At 64.8% G+C, this 24,723-nt stretch carries 23 protein-coding genes; 12 read left to right on the top strand and 11 right to left on the bottom strand.

The window, feature by feature from the left end; all coding sequences use genetic code 11:
- The first annotated feature begins 29 nt into the window (after nucleotides 1-29).
- Together ASD04_RS03850 and ASD04_RS03855 are read left to right on the top strand one after the other, a co-directional pair.
- Complete coding sequence (locus tag ASD04_RS03850; RefSeq protein WP_056252700.1) at nucleotides 30-893, top strand: DUF4344 domain-containing metallopeptidase; 864 nt, start codon at nucleotides 30-32, stop codon at nucleotides 891-893.
- Nucleotides 894-975: 82 nt separating this feature from the next.
- Nucleotides 976-1,896, top strand: coding sequence for an ABC transporter substrate-binding protein (locus ASD04_RS03855; protein WP_056252703.1), 921 nt, complete (start codon nucleotides 976-978; stop codon nucleotides 1,894-1,896).
- 3 nt (nucleotides 1,897-1,899) lie between these two features.
- Here the strand turns inward: ASD04_RS03855 and ASD04_RS03860 are convergent, their stop codons facing one another.
- Both ASD04_RS03860 and ASD04_RS03865 read right to left on the bottom strand, forming a co-directional pair.
- Nucleotides 1,900-2,346 (bottom strand): DNA polymerase III subunit chi, encoded by a 447-nt coding sequence (locus ASD04_RS03860; RefSeq protein WP_056252706.1) that lies wholly within the window; start codon nucleotides 2,344-2,346, stop codon nucleotides 1,900-1,902.
- Nucleotides 2,347-2,487: 141 nt separating this feature from the next.
- On the bottom strand, nucleotides 2,488-3,969 hold the full coding sequence (locus ASD04_RS03865; RefSeq protein WP_056252709.1) for a leucyl aminopeptidase: 1,482 nt from the start codon (nucleotides 3,967-3,969) through the stop codon (nucleotides 2,488-2,490).
- Between the two features lie 611 nt (nucleotides 3,970-4,580).
- On the opposite strand from ASD04_RS03865, the gene ASD04_RS03870 reads away from it, so the two are divergent.
- From ASD04_RS03870 to rsmA, 6 genes are all read left to right on the top strand, one after another.
- Nucleotides 4,581-5,651, top strand: a complete 1,071-nt coding sequence (locus ASD04_RS03870) for an LptF/LptG family permease (RefSeq protein ID WP_056252711.1) — start codon at nucleotides 4,581-4,583, stop codon at nucleotides 5,649-5,651.
- The gene (locus ASD04_RS03875; protein WP_056252715.1) at nucleotides 5,648-6,718 is read left to right on the top strand and encodes an LptF/LptG family permease; all 1,071 of its coding nucleotides are present in this window, start codon (nucleotides 5,648-5,650) and stop codon (nucleotides 6,716-6,718) included. The genes ASD04_RS03870 and ASD04_RS03875 overlap by 4 nt, the downstream gene beginning before the upstream one ends.
- Before the next feature lie 2 nt (nucleotides 6,719-6,720).
- Nucleotides 6,721-9,015 carry an LPS assembly protein LptD gene (gene lptD, locus ASD04_RS03880; RefSeq protein ID WP_056252717.1) on the top strand — a complete coding sequence of 765 codons (2,295 nt, stop codon included), beginning with the start codon at nucleotides 6,721-6,723 and terminating at the stop codon, nucleotides 9,013-9,015.
- A 241-nt stretch (nucleotides 9,016-9,256) separates the two neighbouring features.
- Nucleotides 9,257-10,156 carry a peptidylprolyl isomerase gene (locus tag ASD04_RS03885; RefSeq protein WP_056252720.1) on the top strand — a complete coding sequence of 300 codons (900 nt, stop codon included), beginning with the start codon at nucleotides 9,257-9,259 and terminating at the stop codon, nucleotides 10,154-10,156.
- A gap of 48 nt (nucleotides 10,157-10,204) precedes the next feature.
- Entirely contained in the window at nucleotides 10,205-11,203 is a 999-nt protein-coding gene (pdxA, locus tag ASD04_RS03890; protein WP_056252722.1) for a 4-hydroxythreonine-4-phosphate dehydrogenase PdxA, read from the top strand.
- Entirely contained in the window at nucleotides 11,200-12,048 is an 849-nt protein-coding gene (rsmA, locus tag ASD04_RS03895) for a 16S rRNA (adenine(1518)-N(6)/adenine(1519)-N(6))-dimethyltransferase RsmA (protein ID WP_056252725.1), read from the top strand. The genes pdxA and rsmA overlap by 4 nt, the downstream gene beginning before the upstream one ends.
- 50 nt (nucleotides 12,049-12,098) lie before the next feature.
- Here rsmA and ASD04_RS03900 read toward each other — a convergent pair whose 3' ends face one another.
- The 8 genes from ASD04_RS03900 to fabD form a co-directional block, all read right to left on the bottom strand.
- Nucleotides 12,099-13,328, bottom strand: a complete 1,230-nt coding sequence (locus ASD04_RS03900; protein WP_056252726.1) for an MFS transporter — start codon at nucleotides 13,326-13,328, stop codon at nucleotides 12,099-12,101.
- 123 nt (nucleotides 13,329-13,451) lie between these two features.
- On the bottom strand, nucleotides 13,452-14,090 hold the full coding sequence (gene gmk / locus ASD04_RS03905) for a guanylate kinase (protein ID WP_056252729.1): 639 nt from the start codon (nucleotides 14,088-14,090) through the stop codon (nucleotides 13,452-13,454).
- 10 nt (nucleotides 14,091-14,100) lie between these two features.
- Nucleotides 14,101-14,991: a YicC/YloC family endoribonuclease gene (locus ASD04_RS03910; RefSeq protein ID WP_244488235.1), complete on the bottom strand. Its 891-nt coding sequence runs from the start codon at nucleotides 14,989-14,991 to the stop codon at nucleotides 14,101-14,103.
- The gene (mltG, locus tag ASD04_RS03915; RefSeq protein ID WP_082530955.1) at nucleotides 14,988-16,100 is read right to left on the bottom strand and encodes an endolytic transglycosylase MltG; all 1,113 of its coding nucleotides are present in this window, start codon (nucleotides 16,098-16,100) and stop codon (nucleotides 14,988-14,990) included. Before mltG ends, ASD04_RS03910 begins: the two co-directional genes overlap by 4 nt.
- 162 nt (nucleotides 16,101-16,262) lie before the next feature.
- A complete protein-coding gene (gene fabF, locus ASD04_RS03920) occupies nucleotides 16,263-17,525 on the bottom strand; it encodes a beta-ketoacyl-ACP synthase II (RefSeq protein ID WP_056252895.1) in 1,263 nt (420 codons plus the stop codon).
- 39 nt (nucleotides 17,526-17,564) lie between these two features.
- The gene (locus tag ASD04_RS03925; RefSeq protein WP_035100440.1) at nucleotides 17,565-17,801 is read right to left on the bottom strand and encodes an acyl carrier protein; all 237 of its coding nucleotides are present in this window, start codon (nucleotides 17,799-17,801) and stop codon (nucleotides 17,565-17,567) included.
- 273 nt (nucleotides 17,802-18,074) lie between these two features.
- A complete protein-coding gene (fabG, locus tag ASD04_RS03930; protein ID WP_056252732.1) occupies nucleotides 18,075-18,812 on the bottom strand; it encodes a 3-oxoacyl-[acyl-carrier-protein] reductase in 738 nt (245 codons plus the stop codon).
- A 56-nt stretch (nucleotides 18,813-18,868) separates the two neighbouring features.
- On the bottom strand, nucleotides 18,869-19,819 hold the full coding sequence (gene fabD / locus ASD04_RS03935) for an ACP S-malonyltransferase (RefSeq protein WP_056252734.1): 951 nt from the start codon (nucleotides 19,817-19,819) through the stop codon (nucleotides 18,869-18,871).
- 211 nt (nucleotides 19,820-20,030) lie between these two features.
- Here fabD and ASD04_RS03940 point away from each other — a divergent pair, with 211 nt between their 5' ends.
- From ASD04_RS03940 to rplI, 4 genes are all read left to right on the top strand, one after another.
- Complete coding sequence (locus ASD04_RS03940; RefSeq protein WP_056252737.1) at nucleotides 20,031-21,914, top strand: glucose/sorbosone family PQQ-dependent dehydrogenase; 1,884 nt, start codon at nucleotides 20,031-20,033, stop codon at nucleotides 21,912-21,914.
- Between the two features lie 633 nt (nucleotides 21,915-22,547).
- Nucleotides 22,548-22,967 (top strand): 30S ribosomal protein S6, encoded by a 420-nt coding sequence (gene rpsF, locus ASD04_RS03950; protein WP_056252898.1) that lies wholly within the window; start codon nucleotides 22,548-22,550, stop codon nucleotides 22,965-22,967.
- A 24-nt stretch (nucleotides 22,968-22,991) separates the two neighbouring features.
- On the top strand, nucleotides 22,992-23,240 hold the full coding sequence (gene rpsR / locus ASD04_RS03955; protein ID WP_092180862.1) for a 30S ribosomal protein S18: 249 nt from the start codon (nucleotides 22,992-22,994) through the stop codon (nucleotides 23,238-23,240).
- A 227-nt stretch (nucleotides 23,241-23,467) separates the two neighbouring features.
- Nucleotides 23,468-24,043 (top strand): 50S ribosomal protein L9, encoded by a 576-nt coding sequence (rplI, locus tag ASD04_RS03960; protein ID WP_056252743.1) that lies wholly within the window; start codon nucleotides 23,468-23,470, stop codon nucleotides 24,041-24,043.
- 201 nt (nucleotides 24,044-24,244) lie between these two features.
- Here rplI and ASD04_RS19805 read toward each other — a convergent pair.
- Nucleotides 24,245-24,723: transposase (locus ASD04_RS19805; RefSeq protein ID WP_244488236.1), on the bottom strand; the 479-nt coding region annotated here is incomplete at its 5' end.

The following is a 24,723-nucleotide window of genomic DNA, read 5'->3' on the forward strand; positions in this document are numbered from 1 at the left end:
GCGGTGGAAGAAGCCGCCGAAAGTGCACCATGCGCCGCCCTGGTTCCAAGCTGGTTGTTGCCCTGTTGGTCTGCCTGCTCTGGATTCCCGGCCTAGCCCAGGCGCAGGACCTGACCAAGGCGCAGCGCGCCGAAATCCGGCGTTTTGCCTATAATAACAGCCTGTTCACACTCTATCACGAGGTGGCCCACCTGCTGTTCCACCAACTCGACCTGCCCATTCTGGGCCGGGAGGAGGATGCGGCGGACAACATGGCCACCTGGACCCTGCTCAACAAGCGGACCCCGGAGGCCGACCGGGCACTGGCCGATGCGGCGCAGGGCTGGATTCTGTCCGGAGTCGCCTATGACAGCGGTGGCGACGAGAGCGACTATGCGGCCGGCCACAGCCTCGACAAGCAGCGCGCCTACCAGATCGTCTGCCTCATGGTGGGCATGGACGAGACGGCATTCCGTCCGATCGCCAACGAATACCGGATCGATCGCGACCGGCAGGACAGCTGCTACTGGGACTATGACACGGTCGACCGGGCATTCCAGGGGCTGCTGGGCGGGCGCGGCAACAAGAACGGGCGCGGCACCGAGGTCGTGGTGACCTATCACGATGCCGGCGGGCGGCTGAAGGCGGCGGCCGATGCCTTCAAGTCGAGCGGCGTATTCGACCAGGTGGCGGACGAGCTGCGCAACAATTACAGCCTGCGCCAGCCGGTGCAGTTCAACGCCCAGCGCTGCGGGGAGGCCAACGCCTTCTATGACCCGGAAACGGTGGAAGTGATCTTCTGCTACGAGCTGATGGCCGACTATATGGAACTCTACGAGGCGAGCATGCCCGCGGAGGTGGCCCCTGCCCCGCGCCAGACGGGCGTGGGCAAGGAAAAAACCAGCAAGTTCTGACGCTTCGGCTATAAGTTGATATTGACAGTCAACTAAAAGCGATCCAGTAGCGGGCCATTGCAACGCTCGGGATCGCCCTGCCATGTCCATCACACTCAATCGTCGCAGCTTCACCCTGGGAACCGCTGGACTGGCGCTTGGCGCCATGCTGCCGCGTGGCGCTTTTGCGCAGGAAACCCGTTCCGTCACCACGAAGTTCGGCACCTATGACATTCCGGCTTCGCCGCAGCGCGTGGTCGCCGTCGACTCGCGGCTCGACCTGCAGCCGGCGCTGGCGCTTGGCCTGCCGGTGATCGGACATGGCCACTCGCTGCCGGCCCGCTGGGTGCCCGGCACACAGGGCCTCGAATATTTCGGCGCGGAGATCAACATCGAGCAGGTGCTGGCCGCCGATCCCGACCTGATCATCTGCGCCGATTACGAAAAGGACGCGGACAGCAGCTGGTGGCCGGCGCGGCGCTTGCGAGAGATCGCCCCGGTGGTGCCGACCAGTGCGCAATTGCCCTGGAAAGACGCGCTTCGGGAACTCGCCCATGTCCTTGGCCGGGATGGTCAAGCCGATGCCGCCATGGCGGAATATGACGCGCTGATCACCGACATCAGATCGCGCCGCGCCGAGCAGATCGCGACCAAGACCGTCGTTACCCTGCAGCCGAACGCCACCGACGTCTTTCTCTCGACCGGCACGACGATGCTGCCGACGCAGGTGCTGGCCGATCTCGGGGCCAAGACCATCCCGCCCGGCGCCGACCAGCCCTATATGACCGACGCGATTCCTGCCGAAGGGCTGGGCGACACGCTCGGGAATGTCGATGGCTTATTGCTGGTTACCGGCACCGATGCCGATGTCGCCGGGGTTGCCGAGATGACCACCTGGCAACGTCTGCCCGCAGTGCGGGCCGGGGCGACGATCAACTCCAACGGCAATATCAACTATGGCAGCATCTACTCGGCGATCCAGATCGCCAAGTTCATGGACGAACTCTACGGCAAGATGGCGTGACAATCAGGCCTTCTTGACCCAGCGGCCAGTCGCTTCCTGCTGCCAATAGGTTAGCGCATTGTTACCCTTGAGCGCGACCCACGCTAAACGGGCCTCGGCGACCGCGTCGGGGTCATGCCCAGAAAACATATAGACAATCCGCTCGTAACCGTCGGCGGATTGCGGCACGGCGCGGTCAACGAAAAACCGCACATTGGCCTGGTTGGGATTGTCCGGTCCCGTGGTGATGAGGACGGGCTGATGCGCGTCGGTTTCGTCGCCGGCCAGACCATGGGCGAGGAAGCTGTCGTCCCGGTAGGTCCAGAGATGGGCATCGAGCGCTTCGGCCCGTTCGGTGGAGCCGACTTCCACCACGGCGCGCCAGCCGCGTTCGATGGTCTTTTCCAGGAGGGCTGGAAGGACCGCTTCGAGCGGGCGGGGTTCGAGGTGGTAGAAGAGGATGTCGGGCATAAAGTGTACCGATCTTCCGGCCATGACGGCCTGCAAATGGCGGGTGTCTGCGCTTCCGGTGCTCACGTACTGGAGTACGCTCCGCTCCGGTTCTCGAAACCCACCATTTTCGTCTCGTCCTGACCGGAAGCTCGGCACACTTTACCGTTCGTAGTGATCCCTGACCAGACGATCGAGCAGGGCGACGCCGAAGCCGGGGGCCCAGGAGGTGTTGACTTCGGAATTGCCGGCGCCGAAGGCGGTGCCGGCAATATCGAGGTGGGCCCAGGGCGTGTCGTTGACGAAGCGCTGCAGGAACTGGGCGGCGAGGATGGAGCCGGCGGGACGGCCGGCCGAATTGCGGATGTCGGCGAATTTGGACTCGATCACCTTGTCGTAGGCCGGCGCCAGCGGCATGCGCCAGAGCTTTTCGTTGGCGCTGAGGCCGGCAGCGAGCAGGCGGGTGGCCAGTTCGTCATTGTTGGAAAACAGGCCGGCATGCTCGTGGCCGAGGGCAACGATGATGGCGCCGGTCAGGGTCGCCAGGTTGATCATGAAGCAGGGCCTGAAGCGGTCCTGCGTGTACCAGAGGGCGTCGGCCAGCACGAGGCGGCCTTCGGCATCGGTATTGATGACCTCGATGGTGGTGCCGCTCATGGCCTTGACGATGTCGCCGGGACGGACGGCGCTGGCCGAGGGCATGTTTTCGACGAGACCGATGACGCCGACGACATTGACGGGAGCCTTACGGGTGGCGAGGGCCAGCATGAGGCCGGTGACGGCGGCGGCGCCACCCATATCGCCCTTCATGTCTTCCATGGAGGCGGCCGGTTTGATGGAAATGCCGCCGGTATCGAAGACCACGCCCTTGCCGACAAAGGCCAGTGGGGCGGCGTCGGTCTTGCCACCGCGCCATTGCATGACGACGAGACGCGCCGGGCGGTCGGAGCCCTGGGCGACGCAGAGCAGCGAATTCATGCCCAGCTTTTCGAGGGCTTCGGGTTCAAGAATTTCGACGGTGACGCCAAGGCTGGCGAGTTCGGCGGCGCGGGCGGCGAATTCGACGGGGCCAAGGACATTGGCGGGTTCGTTGATGAGATCGCGCGCCAGCAGCGTGCCGTCGACCGTCGCGCCCCGATCGGCAATGGCGGCATCGGCGGCAGCGGGATCGGCGACGTGGAGGGTGACGGCAAGCGCGGCGGGAGCGTCGTCAGGCTTGGCCGACTTGTATTTGTCGAAGCGATAGTGGCGGAGGCGCAGGCCGGCGGCGAGTTCGCCGATAGCCGATGGCGTGGCGCCCGGCTCGTCGATGACGACCGCGACGGTTTCGGCGTGGGTGGCGGCGATCTTGGCGAGAAGCGAACCGCCACGGTCGGTCCAGCCGTTGAGGGGAATGTCGGCGCCGGCCTTGCCGCGGCCGAGTACCAGAAGGCGCCTGCCACCCGAACCCAGCACATCGAGCGCATGACCCTGCTTGCCCTTGAAGGCGCCAGCCTGGGCGGTTTCGGTCCAGGCGAGACCGGTGGCGGCCCAGATGGGTGCGGCCGCGCCTGATGGCGCCTCGTTCTCGGCGACATAGATGACGGTGAGACCCGCAGGGGCGCCCGAATGGGCGGCAGTGCGGATGGTGATGGACTGGGACATTGGGGGCCTTGGAAGAGCGGGCGGGATTCGCCCGGTGGAGGATTGGCCGCGATACTATCATCGGGACATTCCGGCGAAAGCGGGAAGGTCCGATTGTCCTCAGGTGGCCGGCGGTCGTCTGATCGAGCCTGAGGACCAGGAGTGCGCTTGACTCACCCCCACCCTCAATCCCTCTCCACAAGGGGGAGGGAAGCCTGGCCAGTGAGCGAGGAAACATCGAGTGACAGTGGGCAGGCACTCCTCCCCTTCTCCCCTTGTGGGAGAAGGTGCCCGAAGGGCGGATGAAGGGCTCGGAGCTACCCACCAGCATCTAGGCGTGGGCGAGCGCAGCCCCCTCACCCGGAAATCCGCTGGACGCGGATTTCCACCCTCTCCCCTCGTGGGAGAGGGTTAGGGCCACAACCGGAACCGGTCGCCCAAGTTCGCAGCGTTCGCGCAACAGGACCGCGGACAATTTCCGGGTGTAGGGTGTAGCGCGCTTGTGCGGCGGGGCGAACTGCACCAAGGTCCGGCTGAAACGACGCAGCACTGGAGGAAGGCCCCCTCACCCGGCGCTGCGCGCCGACCTCTCCCCCGAAGGGAGAGGTGAAGCAAGGATAGTTCAAGACCGCATGAAGAGACTGACAGCCTATCTTGCACGGATGTTCGTGACGGACGCGCTGATCCTGTTCGGCGTGGTGTGCTTTTTGCTCTGGCTGGTCAATTGCCTGCGCTCGTTCGACGTGGTGTCGATCAAGGGGCAGAGCATAGTCGTGCTCGGGGTGCAGGCGCTCTACACGATGCCGCCGCTGGCCATCGCCTTCTTCTATGTGTGCATCGGCATCGGGCTGGCGCGGGCGCTGCAGGCGCTGCAGGCCAACAAGGAACTGCATATCATCCATACCAGCCACGGGCTGGGATCGTTGTGGCGGGCGACGGCGGTGGTGACCGGCGCGGGTGTGGTGGGCGTGCTGCTGCTGTCCAATTTCGTTGATCCCTATGCCTATCGCCGGCTCAACGCCCTGAGTGCCAGCATAGCGGCCGACCTGGTCAGCTCGACGCTGCGGCCGGGGCGCTTTACCCAGGTGACGCCGGGCGTGGTGCTGTTGATCGGCGGGCGCGGGGCCGATGGGGAAATTCGCGAATTCTTCGCCGATGACCGGCGGGACCCCGAGATGCGGCGGACCTATATCGCGGAATCGGCGCGGGTCGCCAGCGATGGCCAGGCCTATGTGCTGGAGCTGCGCAACGGATCACTGCAATATAACAGCAATACCGGGCGGTTCTCGGAAATCACCTTCGGCCGCTACGACATCAATGTCGATCAGCTGTCGCAGCCGATAGCGCAGAGCAACCCGCTGCTGGAACGGGACAGCGTGTCGCTGGTCACCGAAGCGATGGCGAACGGCCAATGGCGGCCGGGTGTGCTGACGCTGCTGGCCGACCGCATGGCCGAGGGCCTGCGAGTGATCGGCATGGCCATGATGGTGCTGGCGGTCCTAGGGTTTCCCAGCGGAAGGCGGGCGCGCATTCCAGTGCCGATGGAAGCCGGCGTGCTGCTTATCGCCTTCGGCGAACGCGGCATCAGCGCCTACAGCCCGCTGGGCACGGCGACAGGAGCCCTGGCGATGATCGCCGTGGCCGGCATCGCGCTGCTGATCCGCATGCGACCCCGCCCCCTGCCCCTGGTGGCACCATCATGACCCGGATCGACTGGCTGGTGCTTGGCCGGCTCGGCAGCCGTATCGGGGTCACGGTTTTCGTATTCTACGGCCTTATCGCGCTGGTGGAATCGCTGGACACCTGGCGGTTCAATTTCGTTGCCGACGCCCATGGCGTGCCGATGGCGCTGGTCATGGTGGCGATGAGCGCGGTGAAATGGACCATCAAGACATTGCCGGTGACGGTGCTGATGGGCGCGGCGCTGGGCTTTCTCGATCTCAAGGCCCGGCACGAGCTGACGGTGATCCAGGCCAGCGGCCTGTCGATATGGCGCACGGTGCGGGCGCCGGTCATCGCCCTGGCGCTAGTGAGCCTGGCAGTATCGCTGGGGCTCGAAACGGTCAGCGCCCAGCTCAACCGGCAGCTCAACCCCACGCCCCCGGGCCAGGCGGCGATGCTGACGCCGGCGGGCGAAGTGTGGCTGGAGCAGCGCAGTGGCGAACTCCACTACATCATGATGGCCACCGGCATGCAGCCGGGCGGCGCGGTGCTCGGCAATGTGACGCTGTTTCACCTGGGCGGCAGCAGCGAAGAGCGCGTCGAAGCCTCCGAAGCCACGCTCGAAAGTGGCGAATGGGTGTTCCCGGCCGCCATCGTGCGCAACCCGGACAAGCCGGCGCAGACCTTGTTCAACTACCGGGTGCCGACCAGTTCGTCGCCGGCCGAACTCGGGCTCAAGCTGGCATCGACCGAGGACATGACCTTTTTCGAGCTGGCAAGGCTGCTGCAATCGGGGGTTTCGGACGCCAGTATCCGCACGGCCGCGACCATGAGGCTGATCAAGCTGTTGGCCCTGCCGCTGGTGCTGACGGGGTCGCTGTTCATTGCTTTTGCGTTTACCGCAGGTTATCGAAGAGGTTCTAATTATGGTCCAGCGGTCCTTTATGGGATCGTGCTCGGGTTCGTTGTATTCGTGATTACCGAGATGGCCGACCGTGCCGGGTCGACCGGCGTTCTCGATCCCACGTTCGCGGCAGTCGGACCGGCGTTTGTGGCCATCGTCATCGGCGTGACGGTGCTGCTGCACAAGGAAGACGGACGCGCGTGAGTATGAAGGCGAAAAGGGGGATATCGCCGCGCCGCCTGGCCTGGGCCAGCGCGTTGCTGGCGCTTGGCCTCAGCTCCAGCGCTTTCGCCCAGGGCATCGTTCCGCGAAACTTCTTCAATGCCCCGGTCGATGCCTCGGCACCGGCTGCAGTGGAAGCCAATACGCTGACATTCGACAGCAATGCCAACATCATCACGGCCAATGGCGACGTGGTGTTGAGCCAGGGCGGCTATACGCTGACCGGGGACAGCCTGGTCTATGACCGGAACAGCAAGGCGGTCAAATTCGTCGGCGCCGTAAGCGTGACCGATCCGGCCGGCAACGTCGCGGAAATGGCCGATCTCGACGTCACTGGCGGTATGAAGCAGGCGTTCATGAATGCGCTCACCATCACCACCTATGACGGCGCGCGGATCACGGCCGACAGCGTCGATTATGACTCGGCTCTGCGCACGCTGATGGAAAACGCGACCTATGCGCCCTGCGGCGACTGCATCGACGATGCAGGGCGGCGGATCGGCTGGTCGGTCAGCGCGTCCGCCATCACCTACAATTCCGAGGACGGCTCGCTCTATCTCGAACAGCCGACGCTGGCCCTGCTGGGGATTCCGGTGGCGTGGCTGCCCTATCTGTGGCTGCCCGATACCAGCGAGACAGTGCTCGCCAATATGCGGATGCCGAGCTACGACTATGGCGAATTGACCGGTCACAGACTGGAAGTGCCCTATTACGCCTATTCGAGCCGCTGGACCGACATCATCCTGACGCCGACCGTGATGAGCCGGCAGGGCTTCCTGATGGGTGCCGAATGGATACAGCGGTTCGATGCCGGCTCCTTCCAGATCAAGGCGTCGGGGCTCTACCAGCTCGACAAGGCGGCCTTCACCTTCGCCGGAGCGCAGCGCGACTGGCGCGGCGCGGTGCAGACATCGGGCGAATTCCGGCCAGTCGCGGACTGGACGGCGGGCTGGAGCTACACCGCCTTCACCGATGCGGCCTATCTCCCCGACTACCGGCTTACGGTGGGCAAATCGAGCGTCAACCAAGTCTATGTCACGCACTTGACCGAGGATACGTTCATCGATGCGCGGGTGCAGCAGTTCAACCAACTTGGCAATGTGACGGCCGCCACGCAGGGCCAGCAGGGCAAGGCCCTGCCGGTGGTGCGCTTCGAACATATCGAGGACCTGGGGCCGGGCAACGGCCGGATCGAGATCAGCGGGCGGCTGCTGGGCGTGCAGCGCGACGCCGATGCGACCAAGGCGGTCAACGGCGTGCCCTATGTCTATGGCTATGAAGGTGGCAAGCAGCATCTGAGCCTGCAGGCCGGCTGGCAGACGCAGTGGATCGGCGCGGGCGGGTTCGTGGCGACGCCCTATCTGGGCGCGCGGGCGGACGCGGCCTATTACGACGGCACCAGCGCCTTGCTGCCGGGGGCGACGACATTGTGGAGCGCCACGCCAATCGCGGCCATGGACGTGCGCTTCCCGCTGGCAGCCAGCGATGGCTCAACCACGCATCTGATCGAGCCGATTGCGCAGGTGGCCTGGCGCGGATCGGACACGACCAGCGTCGGCATCACCAATGACGACGCGCAGAGCTTTATCTTCGATGACACGAATTTGTTCAGCTACAACCGTTTCTCGGGCAGCGACCGGCAGGAAACCGGGCTGCGCGCCACCATCGGCGGGCGCTATCAGGCCAATTTCGCCGATGGCGGCTATATCGAGGTGATTGCAGGGCAATCATTCCAGATCGCGGGCGCCAATGCCTTTGCCACGCCGGGCCAGGCGCAGACGGCAGTGGGATCGGGCATGGACATGGCGGCGTCCTATGCGGTGCTGGGGGCCTATGGTTCGTTCACGCCGGGGCTGAAATTCGGCGGCAAGCTGCAGGTGGATACGGGCGCCATGCAGGTGGCGCGCGCGGGGCTGGGCGCCGGCTACAGCCAGGACGGCTGGGGCGCGACGCTCGACTATACCTATCGCGCCGCCAATCCGGGCCAGGGCATGCTGGTGCCGCAGCACGAGATCGGCGGGGAGCTTACCGTGCCGCTGGCGGAATACTGGTCGGTCACGGCGAGCAGCTACTGGGATTTGGAAGCCAATACCTGGCTACAGGTGGGTGGCGGCGTGGTCTATGACGACGGGTACCTGGTGATCGGGGCCAATGCCACGCGCACCGGCCCCACCCATACCTCGCCCAACGATACCAGGCTGACGGCAACCTTCCGGCTGAAGGCACCGGCCGGACTCAATGTCGGCTACCAGGGCGGCATCCCGCTGCCGGACTTCTAGGACCAATCGCCATTCAGCCGATGCCGGCCTGCAAATGCCAGTTTTCTGCGCTTCCGGTGCTCACGTACCGAACGTACGCTGCGCTCCGGTTCTCGAAAGCCGGCATTTTCGACTCGGCCTGGGCTGAATGGCGATCGGTCCTAGGCGCTATCGGATTTTGGCCTCAATCGTGGGGCAATTGACAGCGCGCTGTTCCCGCCCCATTGAGGGCGGGTGGATTGACGCGAGGCGGATAATGACGATGGCCAAGACTGTTTGGGGGCGCGCTGCCGGCGCCGTGATCATGGGCGTAGTCCTGAGCCTTGCCGCGGCAATGCCGACCATGGCGCAGAGCGTACGCGTCACCGTCAACGGTACGCCGATCACTGACCTGCAGGTGGCCGCGCGGGTGAAGCTGTTCGCGCTGGAAGGCAATCGCGCCGGCACGCGGGGCGCCACCGAGCAGTTGATCAACGAGGCGCTGCAGATCGAGGAAGCCAAGCGCCTGGGCGTGACGGTTTCCAATGCGCAGATCGACGAGGCGCTCCTGCAAATCTCACGCAACATGAATGTCAGCCAGGACAAGCTGGTGGGGATGCTGCAGCAGGGCGGCGTCAGCATCGAGACGTTGAAGGACCGGCTGCGCGCCGCCATTGCCTGGAACGCGGTGACCGAGCAGGCCATCATGCCGCAGGTGCAAATCTCCGACCTGGCCCTGGACCAGCAGGCCGAGAGCCAGATGCAGGCTTTCCAGAACTTCGACTATATCCTCAAGGAAATCATCTTCGTGGGGGCGGGCTCGAGCGGCCGCTCCGGGCAGGCCAACAATTACCGATCCAAGTTTGCCGGCTGTGACAGCGCGGTCGACCTGTCGCTCGCCTATACCGATGCGGCTGTGATCGATGTGGGCCGGCGCCATGCCACGCAGCTGCCGGAGGCCATCGCCAAGGAACTGGCGGGGCTCAATGTGGGCGGCATCACCAAGCCGCGCGTGGTCGAGTCGGGCGTGTCCATGCTGGCTGTCTGCGAAAAGACGCAGGCCGAAGACCTGACCTTCGTCAAGGGCGACCTGCGGGCCGAACAGGGCAACGAGGCGCTCGAAGGCGAGGTCGAGAACTATCTGGCAAACCTGCGCGCCCGCGCCAAGATCGTCTTCAATTAAGCATTCGGGCCCCGAGGGGCCCGAGGTCTTCTTGCCCTGGGGGCCGAGATGGACAAGCCGCTGGCCATCAGCATGGGCGAACCCGCGGGGGTTGGTCCCGACATCATCCTGGGTCTCTATGCGCGGCGGGCCGAGCTCGGACTGCCGCCCTTCTGCGTGTTCGGCAATGCACCCTTCCTGCGGGCACGGGCGCTTCGGCTGGGGCTGACGATCGACATCGCCGACGTGGGTGCGGCGGGAGCCGGGGCGGTCTTCGCCCATGCGATGCCGGTGGCGCAGATCGATGGGCTGGTGCCGGATCATCCGGGGCAAATCTCGCCGGTTTCGGGCGGTGCGGTGATCCGCTCGATCGAAGCGGCGGTGGAGGCAACGTTGACCGGCGCCTGTCGCGGGCTGGTGACGGCGCCGATCCACAAGGGGGCACTCTACCATGCCGGGTTCAAGCATCCCGGCCACACCGAATTCCTCGCCGAACTCTGCGCCAGCGGCGGCAAGCCGCATTTGCCGGTGATGATGCTGGCGCATGGCGGCCTGCGTGCGGTGCCGGTGACCATCCATGTGCCGATCAAGGACGTGCCGGAACTGCTGACCAAGGCGCTGATCGTGGAGACGGTGCGCGTGGTGGCGCATGACCTCAAGCACCGCTTCGGCATTGCCAACCCACAGATCGGGGTGGCCGGGCTCAACCCGCATGCGGGGGAAGGCGGCGCCATCGGGCGCGAGGAGCTGGAAATCGTGGGGCCGGCGGTGGCGCAATTGCAGTTCGAGGGCATTGGCGTCGAAGGCCCCCTGCCCGCCGACACGCTGTTCTATCCGACGCATTGGGCGCGCTATGACGCTGTGGTGGCGATGTATCACGACCAGGCGCTGATCCCGATCAAGACGGTGGCTTTCGAGGATGCGGTCAACGTGACGCTGGGCCTGCCCATCGTGCGGACTTCGCCAGACCACGGCACGGCGTTCGACCTAGCCGGCACGGGACGCGCCTCGCCCGCCAGCTTCCTCGCGGCGATCACCATGGCCGATGCGATGACGGCCCATCCATGAGCCAGATCGACAAGCTGCCGCCCTTGCGCGAGGTGATCGCCGAGCATGGCCTGCGCGCCAAGAAGGAACTGGGGCAGAATTTCCTGCTCGACCTCAACCTCACGGCCCGCATCGCGCGGGTGGCGGGGCCGCTGGAGGGGGTGCGCGTCATCGAGGTGGGGCCGGGTCCGGGCGGGCTGACGCGGGCGTTGCTGGCCGAGGGCGCTCGCGAGGTAATCGCCATCGAGCGCGATGCGCGGGCGCTGCCGGCGCTGGCACAGATTGCCGAAGCCTATCCGGGGCGGCTGACCGTCATCAGCGGCGATGCGATGGAAATGGACTATCGGCAGCTGGCCGATGGGCCGACGCGGATCATCGCCAACCTGCCCTATAATATCGCAACGCCGCTGCTGACCGGCTGGCTGACGCTGGATCCCTGGCCGAGCTTTTTCGAGAGCCTGACGCTGATGTTCCAGCGCGAAGTGGCCGAGCGGATTTGTGCCCGGCCGGGCGAAGACCCCTATGGGCGGCTGGGCGTGCTGGCGGGGTGGCGGACGGATGCGCGGATTGCCTTCAATGTGGGACGGCAGGCCTTCGTGCCGCCGCCCAACGTCACCTCGGCGGTGGTGCATCTGGTGCCCAAGCCGGTCGGCGACGACGTGACAGTGAAAAACCTCGAACATATTACCCGAGCAGCCTTCGGGCAGCGGCGCAAGATGGTGCGGCAGAGCCTCAAGGCGGCCGGCGTGCCGGTGGAGGGGCTGCTGGCGGCAGCGGGGTTGCGCGGGGATGAGCGGGCGGAGGAACTGCCGGTAGAGGCGCTTCTGGCCATGGCACGGGCGCTGCCGGGGCTGCGGAACGCTTAGGGACAAACCCTCGTGGTTAAAGAGGCGCCCCCACCCTGGGGCTACTCTCGCTAGGCCCCAACCACCGGCTCGGGCGGTTGTTCCGGTGTCGGAAGCGGCGCAATGAAGACCAGCCTTATAGCGACCAGCAGAGCTGCGACGGCAGCTCCGCCCGTGACCAGCATGACGCCCGGCCAGGCCCAGGCGGTCCAGGCGTAGCCGCCCAGTGTGCCGAGGATCGAGGCGCCGAGATAGTAGGCGACGAGGTAGATGGCCGAGGCCTGCGCCTTGCCGACATGGGCGCGGCGGGTGACCCAGGCGCTCGCTATGCCATGGGCGGCGAAAAAGCCCATGGTGGCGATGGCGAGACCGAGGATGACCATGATGGTATTGTCGAACATGGTGACGGCCATGCCTGATCCCATCAGCGCCACCAGCGCCCAGAACACCTTGCGCCGGCCCAGCCGCTGGGAAAGGCCGCCGGCCCAGGTGGAGCTGACGCTGCCCAGCAGGTAGACGAGGAAGATCGTGGCGATGGCCGAGTGGCTGAGCAGGAAGGGCGGCAAAGCCAGGCGGAAGCCGGCATAGTTGTAGAGCGTGACGAAGCCGCCCATGAGCAGGAAGGCGCTGGCGAAGAGCCAGGGCAGAGCCGCATCGTGGAAACTGGCGCGGCAGCGGCGCCAGAGTTCAGCGAGACCGATCGGATCGCTGATGAACTGGCGCGGCCTGGGCAGCAGGATGGCAACGGCGATGGCGGCGAGAAGGATCAGTCCCGCCAGGATGCCGGTGCCGAGACGCCAGCCGAGGAGATCGGACAGCACGCCCGAAATGACGCGCCCGGCCATGCCGCCAATGGCGGTGCCGCCGATATAGAGGCCCATGGAATAGCCCAGGGCCTCCGGCGCCATTTCCTCGGAGAGATAGACCATGGCCACGGCGGGAATGCCGGCCAGGGTCAGCCCCATCAGCGTGCGCAGGGTGATGAGCTGCCACCAGACCTGGGTAAAGGGCAGCAGCATGCCAAGAATGGCCGTGATGAGCAGCGCCCCGACGATCAGGCGACGGCGACCGAGGCGATCGGCCAGCAGGCTCGCGGGGATCAGCGCCACGGCCATGGTGGCGGTGGTGGCCGAGAGGGCCAGCGAAGCGGTGCCGGCGTCGCGCACCCAATATTGCGCGAACATGGGCAGCAGGGGCTGGACCGAGTAGTGAGAGGCGAAGACCGAAAAGGCCGAGAGAAAGAAGGCGATATTGGCGCGGAGGAAGGCCGGCGTGCCGCGGCGGATGGCGGGTGAGGTCATCTCGGTTCGCCACTGGCGATCATGGCGTCGGTGCTGGCGCCTCCCTCCCCTCGATGGGGAGGGAATGAGGGAGGGGTGGGGCCACAAGCGGGATAGTCGTATTTCATCCCGCCCTTCACCCTTTCACAAAGAATCGATCTGGCTCTGCAAGTCCTTGACGAAGCTCGTCAAATTGAGCTGTCGCTCGCGCTCCAATCGGGCGGAGACGAGGATGGAGCGAACGCGGGTGACGGACTTTTCCAGGTCTTCATTGACGATGACGTAGTCGTATTCGTTGAAGTGATCCATCTCACGGCGGGCATTCTGCAGGCGCTTCTCGATGGTGCCGACGCTGTCCTGGGCGCGGCGTTCGAGGCGGGCGCGCAGTTCCTTGATGGTGGGTGGCAGGATGAAGACCGTCACCATGTCCTTGCGGCTGTTCTTGTAGAGCTGGAGCGTGCCCTGGTAGTCGATGTCGAAGAGGATATCGTTGCCGGCGGCGAGCTGTTCTTCGACGCGGGCGCGGGGCGTGCCGTAGAAATTGCCGTGGACCTCGGCCGATTCCAGCAATTCGCCATCGGCCTGCATGCGCTGGAAGGCGGGCACGTCGATGAAATAGTAGTGCTTGCCATCGACCTCGTCGGTACGGCGGGCGCGGGTGGTGACCGAGACGGAGAGCTTGATATTGGGATCGGCGCCGAACAAGGCGCGCGAGATGGAAGACTTGCCGGCGCCCGAGGGCGAAGCGATGACCAGCATGACGCCGCGGCGCTGAAATTCCATCAGCCAGATCCTATTCGATGTTCTGCACTTGCTCGCGTAGTTGATCGATCGCCGCCTTGAGGTCAAGGCCGATGGCGGTGAGCTCCACGGCATTGGATTTGCTGCACAGGGTATTGGCCTCGCGGTTGAATTCCTGGGCCAGGAAATCAAGGCGCCGGCCGACGGCGCCACCGCCGCGGATGAGCTGGCGGGCCGAGGCGATGTGGGCGGTGAGGCGATCGAGTTCCTCGCGAATATCGGCCTTGGTGGCGAGCAGCAGGGCTTCCTGGGCCAGGCGATCCTCTGACAGGGTGATGTCATCGGCCAGGGCGGCGAGCTGCCGGCGAAGCCTGGCCAGGATGGTATCGCGACCGCGGGCCGGATTGACCTCGGCGCGCTGCACCAGCGCTTCGATCTCGTCGAGGCGTTCGATCAGCACGGCGGCGATCTGGCCGCCTTCCTGGCGGCGGGCCAGGATGAGATCGGCCAAAGCCTGGGCGGCGGCGCCGAGAATGGCGGCGGCGAGGGCTTCCTCGGCATCCGCTGACATGGGGCGGTCGCGCTGTTCGAGCACGCCCTTGAGGCCGAGAATACCATCGAGCGTGGGCGGGGCGGCCGGTACGGTGCCGCTCAGTTCATCGATGGCTGACAGGACCGTGGCGAGCGCCTGGCGGTTGACCAGCAGGTCGCCCCCTGCCCCATCGCGCTCGACGGATAGATTGAAGGTGACGGAACCGCGCGAGACCGTCTTGCCGATGAGCTGGCGGATATCGCTTTCCAGCGCGTCGAAGCCGGGGGCGAGGCGCAGGCGGATATCGAGGCCGCGCCCGTTGACCGACTTGACCTCGCAGGCGAAGGAGGCGCCGGGCACCGCGCCGGTGGCGCGGGCATAGCCGGTCATGCTGGCGAGGGGCTGGCTCACTCGGTTGCCGGAGCCTCGCCGGCCTGCTCGGCCTCAAGAGCCTGGCGGGCGGCTTCGGCGTCGGCTTCGGCCTGGGCGGCCGCCTCGGCGGCGATGCGGCGATATTGGGCGACGTTGTCCTGATGCTCGTCGTAGGTCTCGGCGAAGACGTGACCTTCGCGCGGGGTGGCACCCTTGGCGACGAAGTAAAGGTAGTCGTGGGCATCGGGATTGGCGACGGCCTTGAGAGCGTCGATGCCCGGATTGGCGATGGGCGTCGGCGGCAGGCCATCGATCTGGTAGGTGTTGTAAGGCGTCTTCGCCTCGATCTCGGACCGGCGCAGGCCACGGCCGAGCACCGACTGGCCCTTGGTGATGCCGTAGATGATGGTGGGGTCGGACTGCAGGCGCATGCCCTCGCGCAGGCGGTTGACGAAAACCGCGGCGACCTGCGGGCGCTCGCTGGCGATGCCGGTTTCCTTTTCGACGATCGAGGCCAGAACCAGAAGCTGCTCGGGGGTTTCGAGCGGCAGGTCGGCTTCGCGGGCCTCCCAGACGGCGGCCAGCTGGGTGGCCATGGCGGCCTGCATCTTGTCGAGCACCGACTGCCTGGTGTCACCGGGCGTGTAGTCGTAGCTGCCGGGCAGGATGGAGCCTTCGGGGGGGAGCGTCGAGACTTCGCCGATCAGGTCGCCTGTCGCGTTGAGGCGCTGGATGACTTCCCAGGCGGTCCAGCCCTCGGGGATGGTCACCGCATAGCGAATGGGATCGCCTTCGGTAAGCTCGGTGAGGATGTCGGACATGCTGGCGCCAGCGGGAATGCGGAAGTCGCCGGCCTTGATATTGGTGTTGCCTTCGACGCGCTGGGCTATCTGGGTGAAGATGAAGGCGTTGGAAACCAGGCCCTGCTCCTCGAGCCGCTGGGCGGCGCTGGTGAGGGTATTGCCCGATTCGACCCGGAAGGTGGATTCGGTGGTGGTGGGACCGGCGCCATAGAACTGGGAGGCGCCATAGACGATGATGCCGCCCACCAGCAGCAGCCCGATCACGAGCAGGCCCAGCAGGCCATTGAGGATATCAACGAAACCGTTGCTCGAACGGCGGCGGCGCCGGGCCTTGCGATCATTCATCGTGCAGGATCACCCTCGAAGCCCTGGCGCATGGGGATACGCCGGGTTTTTCATCGTTTTTTGGCAGCCATGTGGCCGCCAGCATTGTTCTCATGCCCGCGGCAAAGACAAGAGGCACATCGCGCCTGGACGCGATGTGCCTCGATTTTCCAGCGTCGAAGATCAGCCGACCTTGCGCATGACCAGGGTCGCGTTGGTGCCGCCGAAGCCGAAGCTGTTGGAGAGCGCCACGTTGATCTCTTTCCTGAATGCCTTTTTGGGCACCAGGTTGATCGCGGTCTCGACCGATGGATTGTCGAGATTGAGGGTCGGCGGCGCGATGCCGTCGCGCATTGCCAGGAGGCAGAAGATGGCTTCCACGGAGCCGGCCGCGCCGAGCAGGTGGCCGATGGCCGACTTGGTGGAACTCATCACGGCCTTGCCGGCGGCGTCGCCCAGCACGCGGGTCACCGCGCCCAGCTCGATCTCGTCGCCCAGCGGCGTCGAGGTGCCATGGGCATTGATATAGTCGATCTCGGACGGGGCAATGCCGGCGCGCTTGATCGCCGCGCTCATGGCGCGGAAACCGCCATCGCCATCAGGCGAGGGTGCGGTGATGTGATAGGCGTCGCCAGAGAGGCCATAGCCGATCACTTCGCCATAAATCCTGGCGCCGCGGGCCTTGGCGCGCTCATAGTCTTCGAGCACGACGATGCCGGCGCCTTCGCCCATGACGAAACCGTCGCGATCCTTGTCATAGGGGCGCGAGGCAGCTTCGGGATTGTCGTTGAAGCCGGTGGAGAGGGCGCGGGCGGCAGCGAAGCCGGCCAGAGCCAGGCGATTGACGCAGCTTTCGGCGCCGCCGGCCACCATCACGTCGGCATCGCCGAGCGCGATCAGGCGAGCCGCATCACCGATGGCATGGGCGCCGGTGGAACAGGCGGTGACGACGGAATGGTTCGGCCCCTTAAGGCCGAAGCGGATCGACACATAGCCGGAGGCCAGATTGATCAGGCGGCCCGGAATGAAGAAGGGGCTGATGCGGCGCGGACCCTTTTCGTGCAGCGTGATGGAGGCATCGTAGATGCCGCCCACGCCGCCGATGCCCGAACCGATCAGAACGCCAATGCGCTCCTGTTCCTGCTGGGTCTTCGGTTCGACTCCGGCATCGTCGATGGCCTGCTTTGAAGCGGCCATGGCATAGACGATGAACGGATCGACCTTGCGCTGTTCCTTGGTGTCCATCCACTCATCGGGATTGTACTTGCCCTCGGCGGCGTCGCCGAGCGGCAAGCGATGAGCGATCTGGCAGGCGATATCATCGACCTGGAAGTCGTCGATCCGTTTCGCGCCACTCTTGCCGGCCAGGATATTGGCCCAGGTGGCTTCAACTCCGCAGCCGAGGGGCGTAACGAGGCCCAACCCGGTGACGACGACGCGGCGCAATTCCATGCTGTACTGCCTAACCCGGCCAAGCCCGAGGGCTTAGCCGACGGCCTTGGTGAGGAACGACACGGCATCGCCGAAAGTCTGGATCGACTCGGCAGCGTCGTCGGGAATCTCGACCGAAAATTCTTCTTCGAAGGCCATCACCAGTTCGACCTGGTCAAGGGAGTCCGCACCCAGATCGTCGATGAAGCTGGCCTTTTCGACAACCTTCTCGGCATCCACATTGAGGTGTTCCACAACGATCTTGCGGACCCGATCAGCGACATCGCTCATATTTGACTTCCCTTTTTAGAAATCGAGGTTTCGTTTCGCTTCTTATTGGCGCAGGGCCAAATCTTCAAGCACCGTGTTAGCTGACTGGGGCAATGTAGGCGTGCCTTTCGGCGCCTGCAAGCAGTCCAACACGGGTGTCAGCGGCGGCGAGTATCACACTTGCAATGGCTTCGCCAGCAGCCCAAAGGTCGGTTTTCAACGGCTTTCGGCCGTTTTTTGTTGCAGCGGCATCCGATCCGGGCGGCATGGGGCCGGTTTTGCGACCCCGCTACCTCAGATCATCGCCATGCCGCCATTGACGTTCAGCGTATGGCCGGTGATGTAACCGGCGGCGTCGCTGGCGAGGAAAACCGCACAGGCAGCAACTTCCTGGGCGGTGCCCAGCCGGTTGGCGGGAACGGACGACAGAATCGACTCGCGCTGCTTGTCGTTGAGCTCGTCGGTCATGGCAGAGGCGATGAAGCCGGGCGCGATGGAATTGACGGTGATGTTGCGGCTCGCCACTTCGTGCGCCAGCGCCTTGTTCATGCCGATCAGGCCCGCCTTGGAGGCGGCATAATTGCCCTGCCCCGGATTGCCCATGACGCCCACGACCGAGGAGATGCCGATGATGCGGCCGAAGCGCTGCTTCATCATCCCGCGCAGCACGGCGCGGTTGAGATGGAAGGCGGCGGTGAGGTTGACCGCGATGACCTCGTCCCACTCCTCATCCTTCATGCGCATGAACAGATTGTCGCGGGTCATGCCGGCATTGTTGACGAGGATGTCGAGGCCGCCCATCGCCGCTTCGGCTGATGGAACGAGTTTGTCGACCTCGTCGAGCTTGCTGAGATTGGCCGGCAGGATCGGGCAATCCTTGCCGATTTCCTTCGCGGTATCTTCCAGTGCGCCGACGCGGGTGCCTGACAGGGCAACGGTGGCGCCGGCGGCGGCGAGCGCCTTGGCGATCTCGCGGCCGATGCCACCGCTGGCGCCGGTCACAAGGGCGCGTTTGCCAGTCAGATCAAACATTTAGTCCTCTCCCACGGAGATATTGATTCAAGCTCTTGATGAGCTGATTCAAGAGATTAAGCCGATAGTCCGGCCACGAAGGCGTCGATGTCGGCAGGCGAGCCAACCGATGTCGCAACCGTCTCGGCATTGATGCGCTTGGCGAGGCCGGTGAGAACCTTGCCGGTGCCCAGCTCAGCCAGATGGGTCACACCGCCCGGACCGGTGAGCCAGGTGACGCTCTCGGTCCAGCGGACGACGCCGGTGACCTGTTCCACCAGGCGCTGGCGGATTTCGGCCGGATCGGAAATCGGGCTGGCCAGCACATTGGCGACCAGCGGCACGACCGGGGCGTTCATGGCGACTTCGGCGAGCGCGGCCGCCATGGCCTCCGCGGCGGGCTGCATCAGCGCGCAATGGAAGGGGGCGCTGACCGGCAGCAGCAGAGCGCGCTTGGCGCCGCGGGTCTTGGCGATTTCCACGGCGCGCTCGACGGCGGCGGTGGCGCCGGACACGACCACCTGGCCGGGAGCATTGTCGTTGGCGACATCGCAGACATCGCCCTGGGCGGCTTCGGCGGCAACGTCCCTGGCGGTGGCCACGTCGAGACCCAGCAGGGCCGCCATGGTGCCATGACCGACAGGCACGGCCTTCTGCATGGCCTGGCCGCGCGTCTTGAGCAAACGGGCGGTATCGAACAGCGTGAAGGCGCCGGCGGCGCAAAGGGCGGAATATTCGCCGAGCGAATGGCCGGCGACATAGGTGGCGTGATCGGCGAGGCGGACGCCCTTAGATTCCAGCACTCGGACCACGGCAACACTGACGGCCATCAGGGCCGGCTGGGCGTTTTCGGTGAGGCGCAAAATGTCGTCGGGGCCTTCGAACATGGTGGCCGACAGGCGCTGCCCCAGGGCCTCGTCGACTTCCTGGAAGACCGCGCGGGCTTCGGGATAGGAAGCGGCCAGATCCTTGCCCATGCCAACGGCCTGGCTGCCCTGCCCCGGAAAGGTGAATGCGTTGCTGGTCATGATGGCGGCCCCCTCTACTGACGGTCTTAGACAATCCGCAACCCGGCTGTCCAGTTGCGCGGCGTTTGACCGGACTGTGTGGCGGAGTCAAGGCGGATGTCGAATGGGAGAAATCAAACGCAGCAGGATCAGGGGGTTATCCGGCTTTGCAGGCCTGTTGAACGTTTTGCCGGGCCGCGCGTTGACCGCATATACCAAAGGGAGCGTCCCCATGAAAAACCTGACCTCGACCTGCGCCCTGCTGGCCTGCACCGCACTGGTGGCCCCCAGCGCCGCGCAAGGCCCGGATTCCTATGTGACCGGCAGCAAACAGTTTACGGAATCGGTGGTGATCAGCGGATTGGCCAATCCCTGGGAAATCACGCTGGGACCGGATGGCATGCTGTGGACCACGGAACGGACCGGCGGGCGCATCAGCCGGATCGACCCGGCGACCGGCGAGCAGCATGTGGCCATCGAAATCGCGGAAATCTCGGCGCCGGGCGGACAGGATGGATTGATGGGGCTGGCGCTGCATCCCGAACTGGGCCAGGGCACCGGCAACGACTATGTCTATGCCGCCTATACCTATGTGGATGCGGAAAAGGGGGCCGATCCGCAAGTGACGGATGCGAGCAGCCCCTATCACGAGCTCTATACCAAGATCATCCGGCTGACCTACAACGAGGCCGATGGCACGCTGAGCGATCCGGTGGACCTGATCACCGGGCTGCCGGCCAGCAATGACCACAATTCGGGCCGGCTCAAGGTGGGGCCCGATAATGCGCTCTATTATACGATCGGAGACCAGGGGAACAACCAGGGCGCCAATGTGTGCATACCGATCGAGGCGCAGCGCCTGCCGACGGCGGAAGAAATCGGCAAAAAGGATTACGTCGCCTATGTCGGCAAATCCCTGCGGCTCAACCTCGATGGCTCGATCCCCGAGGACAATCCGGAGCTCGATGGCGTCCAGAGCCACGTCTTTACCTATGGCCACCGCAATATGCAGGGCATCGACTTCGGCCCGGATGGCACGCTTTACGCCACCGAACACGGGCCCAAGACCGATGACGAGGTGAATATCCTGGTGAGCGGCGGCAATTACGGCTGGCCGAATGTGGCCGGATTCAAAGACGGCAAGGCCTATGAACATGCCAATTGGGAACTTGCCGCCAACCCGCCCTGCGCCGAGACCACGTTCAGCGAATATGCCATTCCCGACAATGTGCCGCATGAGCCGGAATCGGCCTTTACCGAGCCGATGCAGGAGCCCATCGCCACCATGTTCACGGTCGATACCGGCTGGAATTTCGTGGTGGCGGACTGCAAGGGCATCGACTTCATCTGCTGGCCGACCGTGGGCATTACCAGTGTCGAATATTACGAGGGCGGCGACGACCGGATTCCGGGTTGGGGCAAGGTGCTGCTGGCGCCGACGCTGAAACGCGGCTCGATCTATGTGCTGCCGCTCGACGAAAGCGGACAGGCCGTGGACGGCACGGTGGAACGCTACTTCCAGACCAACAACCGCTATCGCGACGTGGCGGTGAGCGCCGATGGCAAAACCATCTATGTCGCAACCGACGCTACCGGCCTTGCCGAAAACACCGAAGGCGGCACGACGAGCGATCTGGCCAATCCGGGGGAGATCATCGCCTTTACCTATTCGGGTGAAGGCGACCCGAGCACGGTGCCGCCGGCCAACGAACAGTCCCTGCGCGGCCAGGACCAGGCGGCAGCCACCGAAGAGAGTGCGGCGGGGGCAAGCGACAGCACCGCGGCCTCGGGCGACCTGGCCAGCTTTGCCGAGGCCCAATTGGCCAGCGGCAAATCGGGCTATGACGCCAACTGCGCGGTGTGCCACGGCGACAAGATGACCAACAACACCTATGGCCCGCCGCTGGCCGGACAGTTCTTCCAGGAAAACTGGGAGGGCAAGCCCGCGGCCGAGCTGGTGGCCAAGGTCCACACCATGCCCCCTTCCGCGCCGGACAGCCTGTCGGCCGAAGTCTATGCCGACATGGCGGCCTATATCCTTTCGGTGAACGGGCTCGAGGCAGGCGAGGCGCCGCTCAGCGCGGATTCGACGGGGGTGATCAGCTTTCCGGAGTGAAGTGTTGGTGGGCCTTCAAGCGGCCGGGAACCCCGGCCGCGCATACTTCCTTTGCCACTCTGCACTGGAGACAAACGCCGGACCAGCACTAGGCCCGCCCCTAACGGCATCGGCCCAGTAAATCCATCCATCGACCTGCCTACTCAGCCTAAGAAGGTCGGAGCTGACGTCTGGGGGAAGGATGGCGTTGCCCCATTCTCCGTCGTCATTGACGTCCGTCATAAAGGCCCAAAGGCGGTACTCGGTACCATCCATCCAACTGGCGCAATATGCCAATTCACTGATGTCGCTCATGTACCGATGGAGCTCGTCCTGAGCGTCCGTGAGGCGATCGTCCGTCATTGGTCGTTCCGAGCATCGATCGTGTGTCGTTCTACGTTAACACGGTGTATAGCCGGTCGCGACAAGGATCGGTCCTTGCCTTTCCCTGCCCTTTCCCCTATAGCCGCGCCAGCAATTCGTTTGGCCGGGGGCTGAACGGAGGGTTTGTCGTTTGCAAGAACGACGAATAGGGCGAATGCCCGGCCTCCCGTGTTCCCGCTCTTTGCAAGACTGCTTTGATGCCCTTTCCGGCTTCAAGGAGGCTCCGCGCCAGATGTTGCTGTGTTTGAAACCACGAAGGAAGGCGCATTCATGGCCCTTTACGAGCATATCTTCCTGGCGCGCCAGGACGTTTCCCAGCAGCAGGTCGAAGAACTGACCGCAGCGCTGACCGAAATCCTGGCTGCCGGTGGCGGCAAGGTCACCAAGAACGAATATTGGGGCCTCAAGGGTCTCTCCTACCGCATCCGCAAGAATCGCAAGGCGCACTACACCCTGCTGAACATCGACGCCGCGGCGCCCGCCGTTGCCGAAATGGAACGCCAGATGCGCATCAACGAAGACATCCTGCGCTTCATGACCGTCCGCGTGGACGAGCTGGAAGAAGGCCCGTCGGCGATGATGCAGAAGCGCGATCGCGACGATCGCGATGGCGGCGATCGTGGTGGTCGTCCCGACCGCGGCGGTGATCGTGGTGGCTTCGGCGGCGAACGCCGTCCGCGCCGTTTCTAAGAGAAGGACCTAAAAGCTATGGCAATCAAAGACCTCACCACCGCCCAGGCCCGCCGTCCGTTCCAGCGCCGCCGCAAGACCTGCCCGTTCTCGGGCGAGGGCGCGCCCAAGATCGACTACAAGGACGTGCGCCTGCTCAGCCGCTACGTTTCGGAGCGCGGCAAGATCGTGCCGAGCCGCATCACCGCCGTTTCGGCCAAGAAGCAGCGCGAACTGGCCCAGGCCATCAAGCGTGCCCGCTTCATCGGCATCATGCCTTACGCTGTCCAATAAGCTCACTGGGACGGCCAGCTAGCGGCAATCTGCTGCGCTTCCGGTGCTCACGTACTTAAGTACGCTCCGCTCCGGTTCTCGCAGATCACCACTATCTGACTGTCCCAGCGGCTTCTTGTCGGCGTAAGTGCCAGACTATTGGTGCCCTAAGGGCACATCGTTGGGGTTTCGGATGGTCCGGGGCTCCTAACCGTCCGCGAGGCGGGACAGCTACAAGGAATACCCAAATGAAAGTTATTCTCCTCGAGCGCGTGGGTCGTACCGGTTCGATCGGCGACGAAGTTTCGGTCAAGGACGGGTTCGCGCGCAACTTCCTGCTGCCGCAGGGCAAGGCGCTGCGCGCCACCGAAGCCAACCGCAAGAAGTTCGAAGCCGAGCGCGCTCATATCGAGAAGCGCAACGACGACCGCAAAAACGCGGCTGCCGGCATTGCCGAAGGCCTCAACGGCCGCGAAGTCGTGATCATCCGCCAGGCTGGCGAAACCGGCCAGCTCTACGGTTCGGTCGCCTCGCGCGACGTGGTGGAAGCCCTGGCCGCCGATGGTTTCACCATCCAGCGTTCGCAGGTCGACCTGGCCGACCCGATCAAGTCGGTTGGCGTCCACACCGTGGCGCTGAACCTGCATGCCGAAGTCGCCGTGTCGATCACGGTCAACGTCGCTCGCTCGACGGACGAAGCCGCCCGCCAGTCGGCCGGCGAAGACGTGACCGTCACCGTCTATGACGACGACGTGGAAGGCGATTTCGCTGCCGGCCAGAAGGACGCGGCACAGGACGACCGCTTCGACGACGAAGCCATCTGATCGGTCCGACAATGGATTGAAGAGGCCGGGCCATGTGCCCGGCCTTTTTGTTTGCGAATTGGGTGCCACGCCCTCGTGGTTCGAGGCTCGCAAGGGCTCGCACCTCACCATGAGCAACCATTAAGTGATGCGGTCCATGGCTTGTCTCTTTGCAGGACCGTGTTTGCGAAGATGACGAGCTTTCTGGCGCATGCGACGNCCTCACCATGAGCAACCATTAAGTGATGCGGTCCATGGCTTGTCTCTTTGCAGGACCGTGTTTGCGAAGATGACGAGCTTTCTGGCGCATGCGACGAGGGCGACCTTGTGTGGCTTGCCGTTTTCGGTGAGGCGCTTGTAGAGGGCAACGAGCTGGCTGTTCCAGCGATAGGCTGCTGGCAGGGCCGCGGCGTAGATGGCGGTGCGGGGGCGGGCTCGACCACCGGCGATATGGCGCTGGCCCTTGTGCTGACCACTGTCGCGATCGAACGGCGCCAGCCCGATCAGCGCTGCGGCCTGCTCGCGGCTGAGCTGGCCGAGTTCGGGCATGCCGATCAAGAGCGCCAGGGCGGTCGGCACGCCGATGCCAGGGATCGAGATCAGCAGATCGAGTCGCCTGGCCAGCGCTGCGCTCTGGCGGACGGCCGCTTCAAGGCGGGCACGCTCGCTGTGCTGGCGCCGCTTGAGAGCGGCGATATCGG

The organism is Devosia sp. Root436, assembly GCF_001426345.1.
GTDB lineage: Bacteria > Pseudomonadota > Alphaproteobacteria > Rhizobiales > Devosiaceae > Devosia.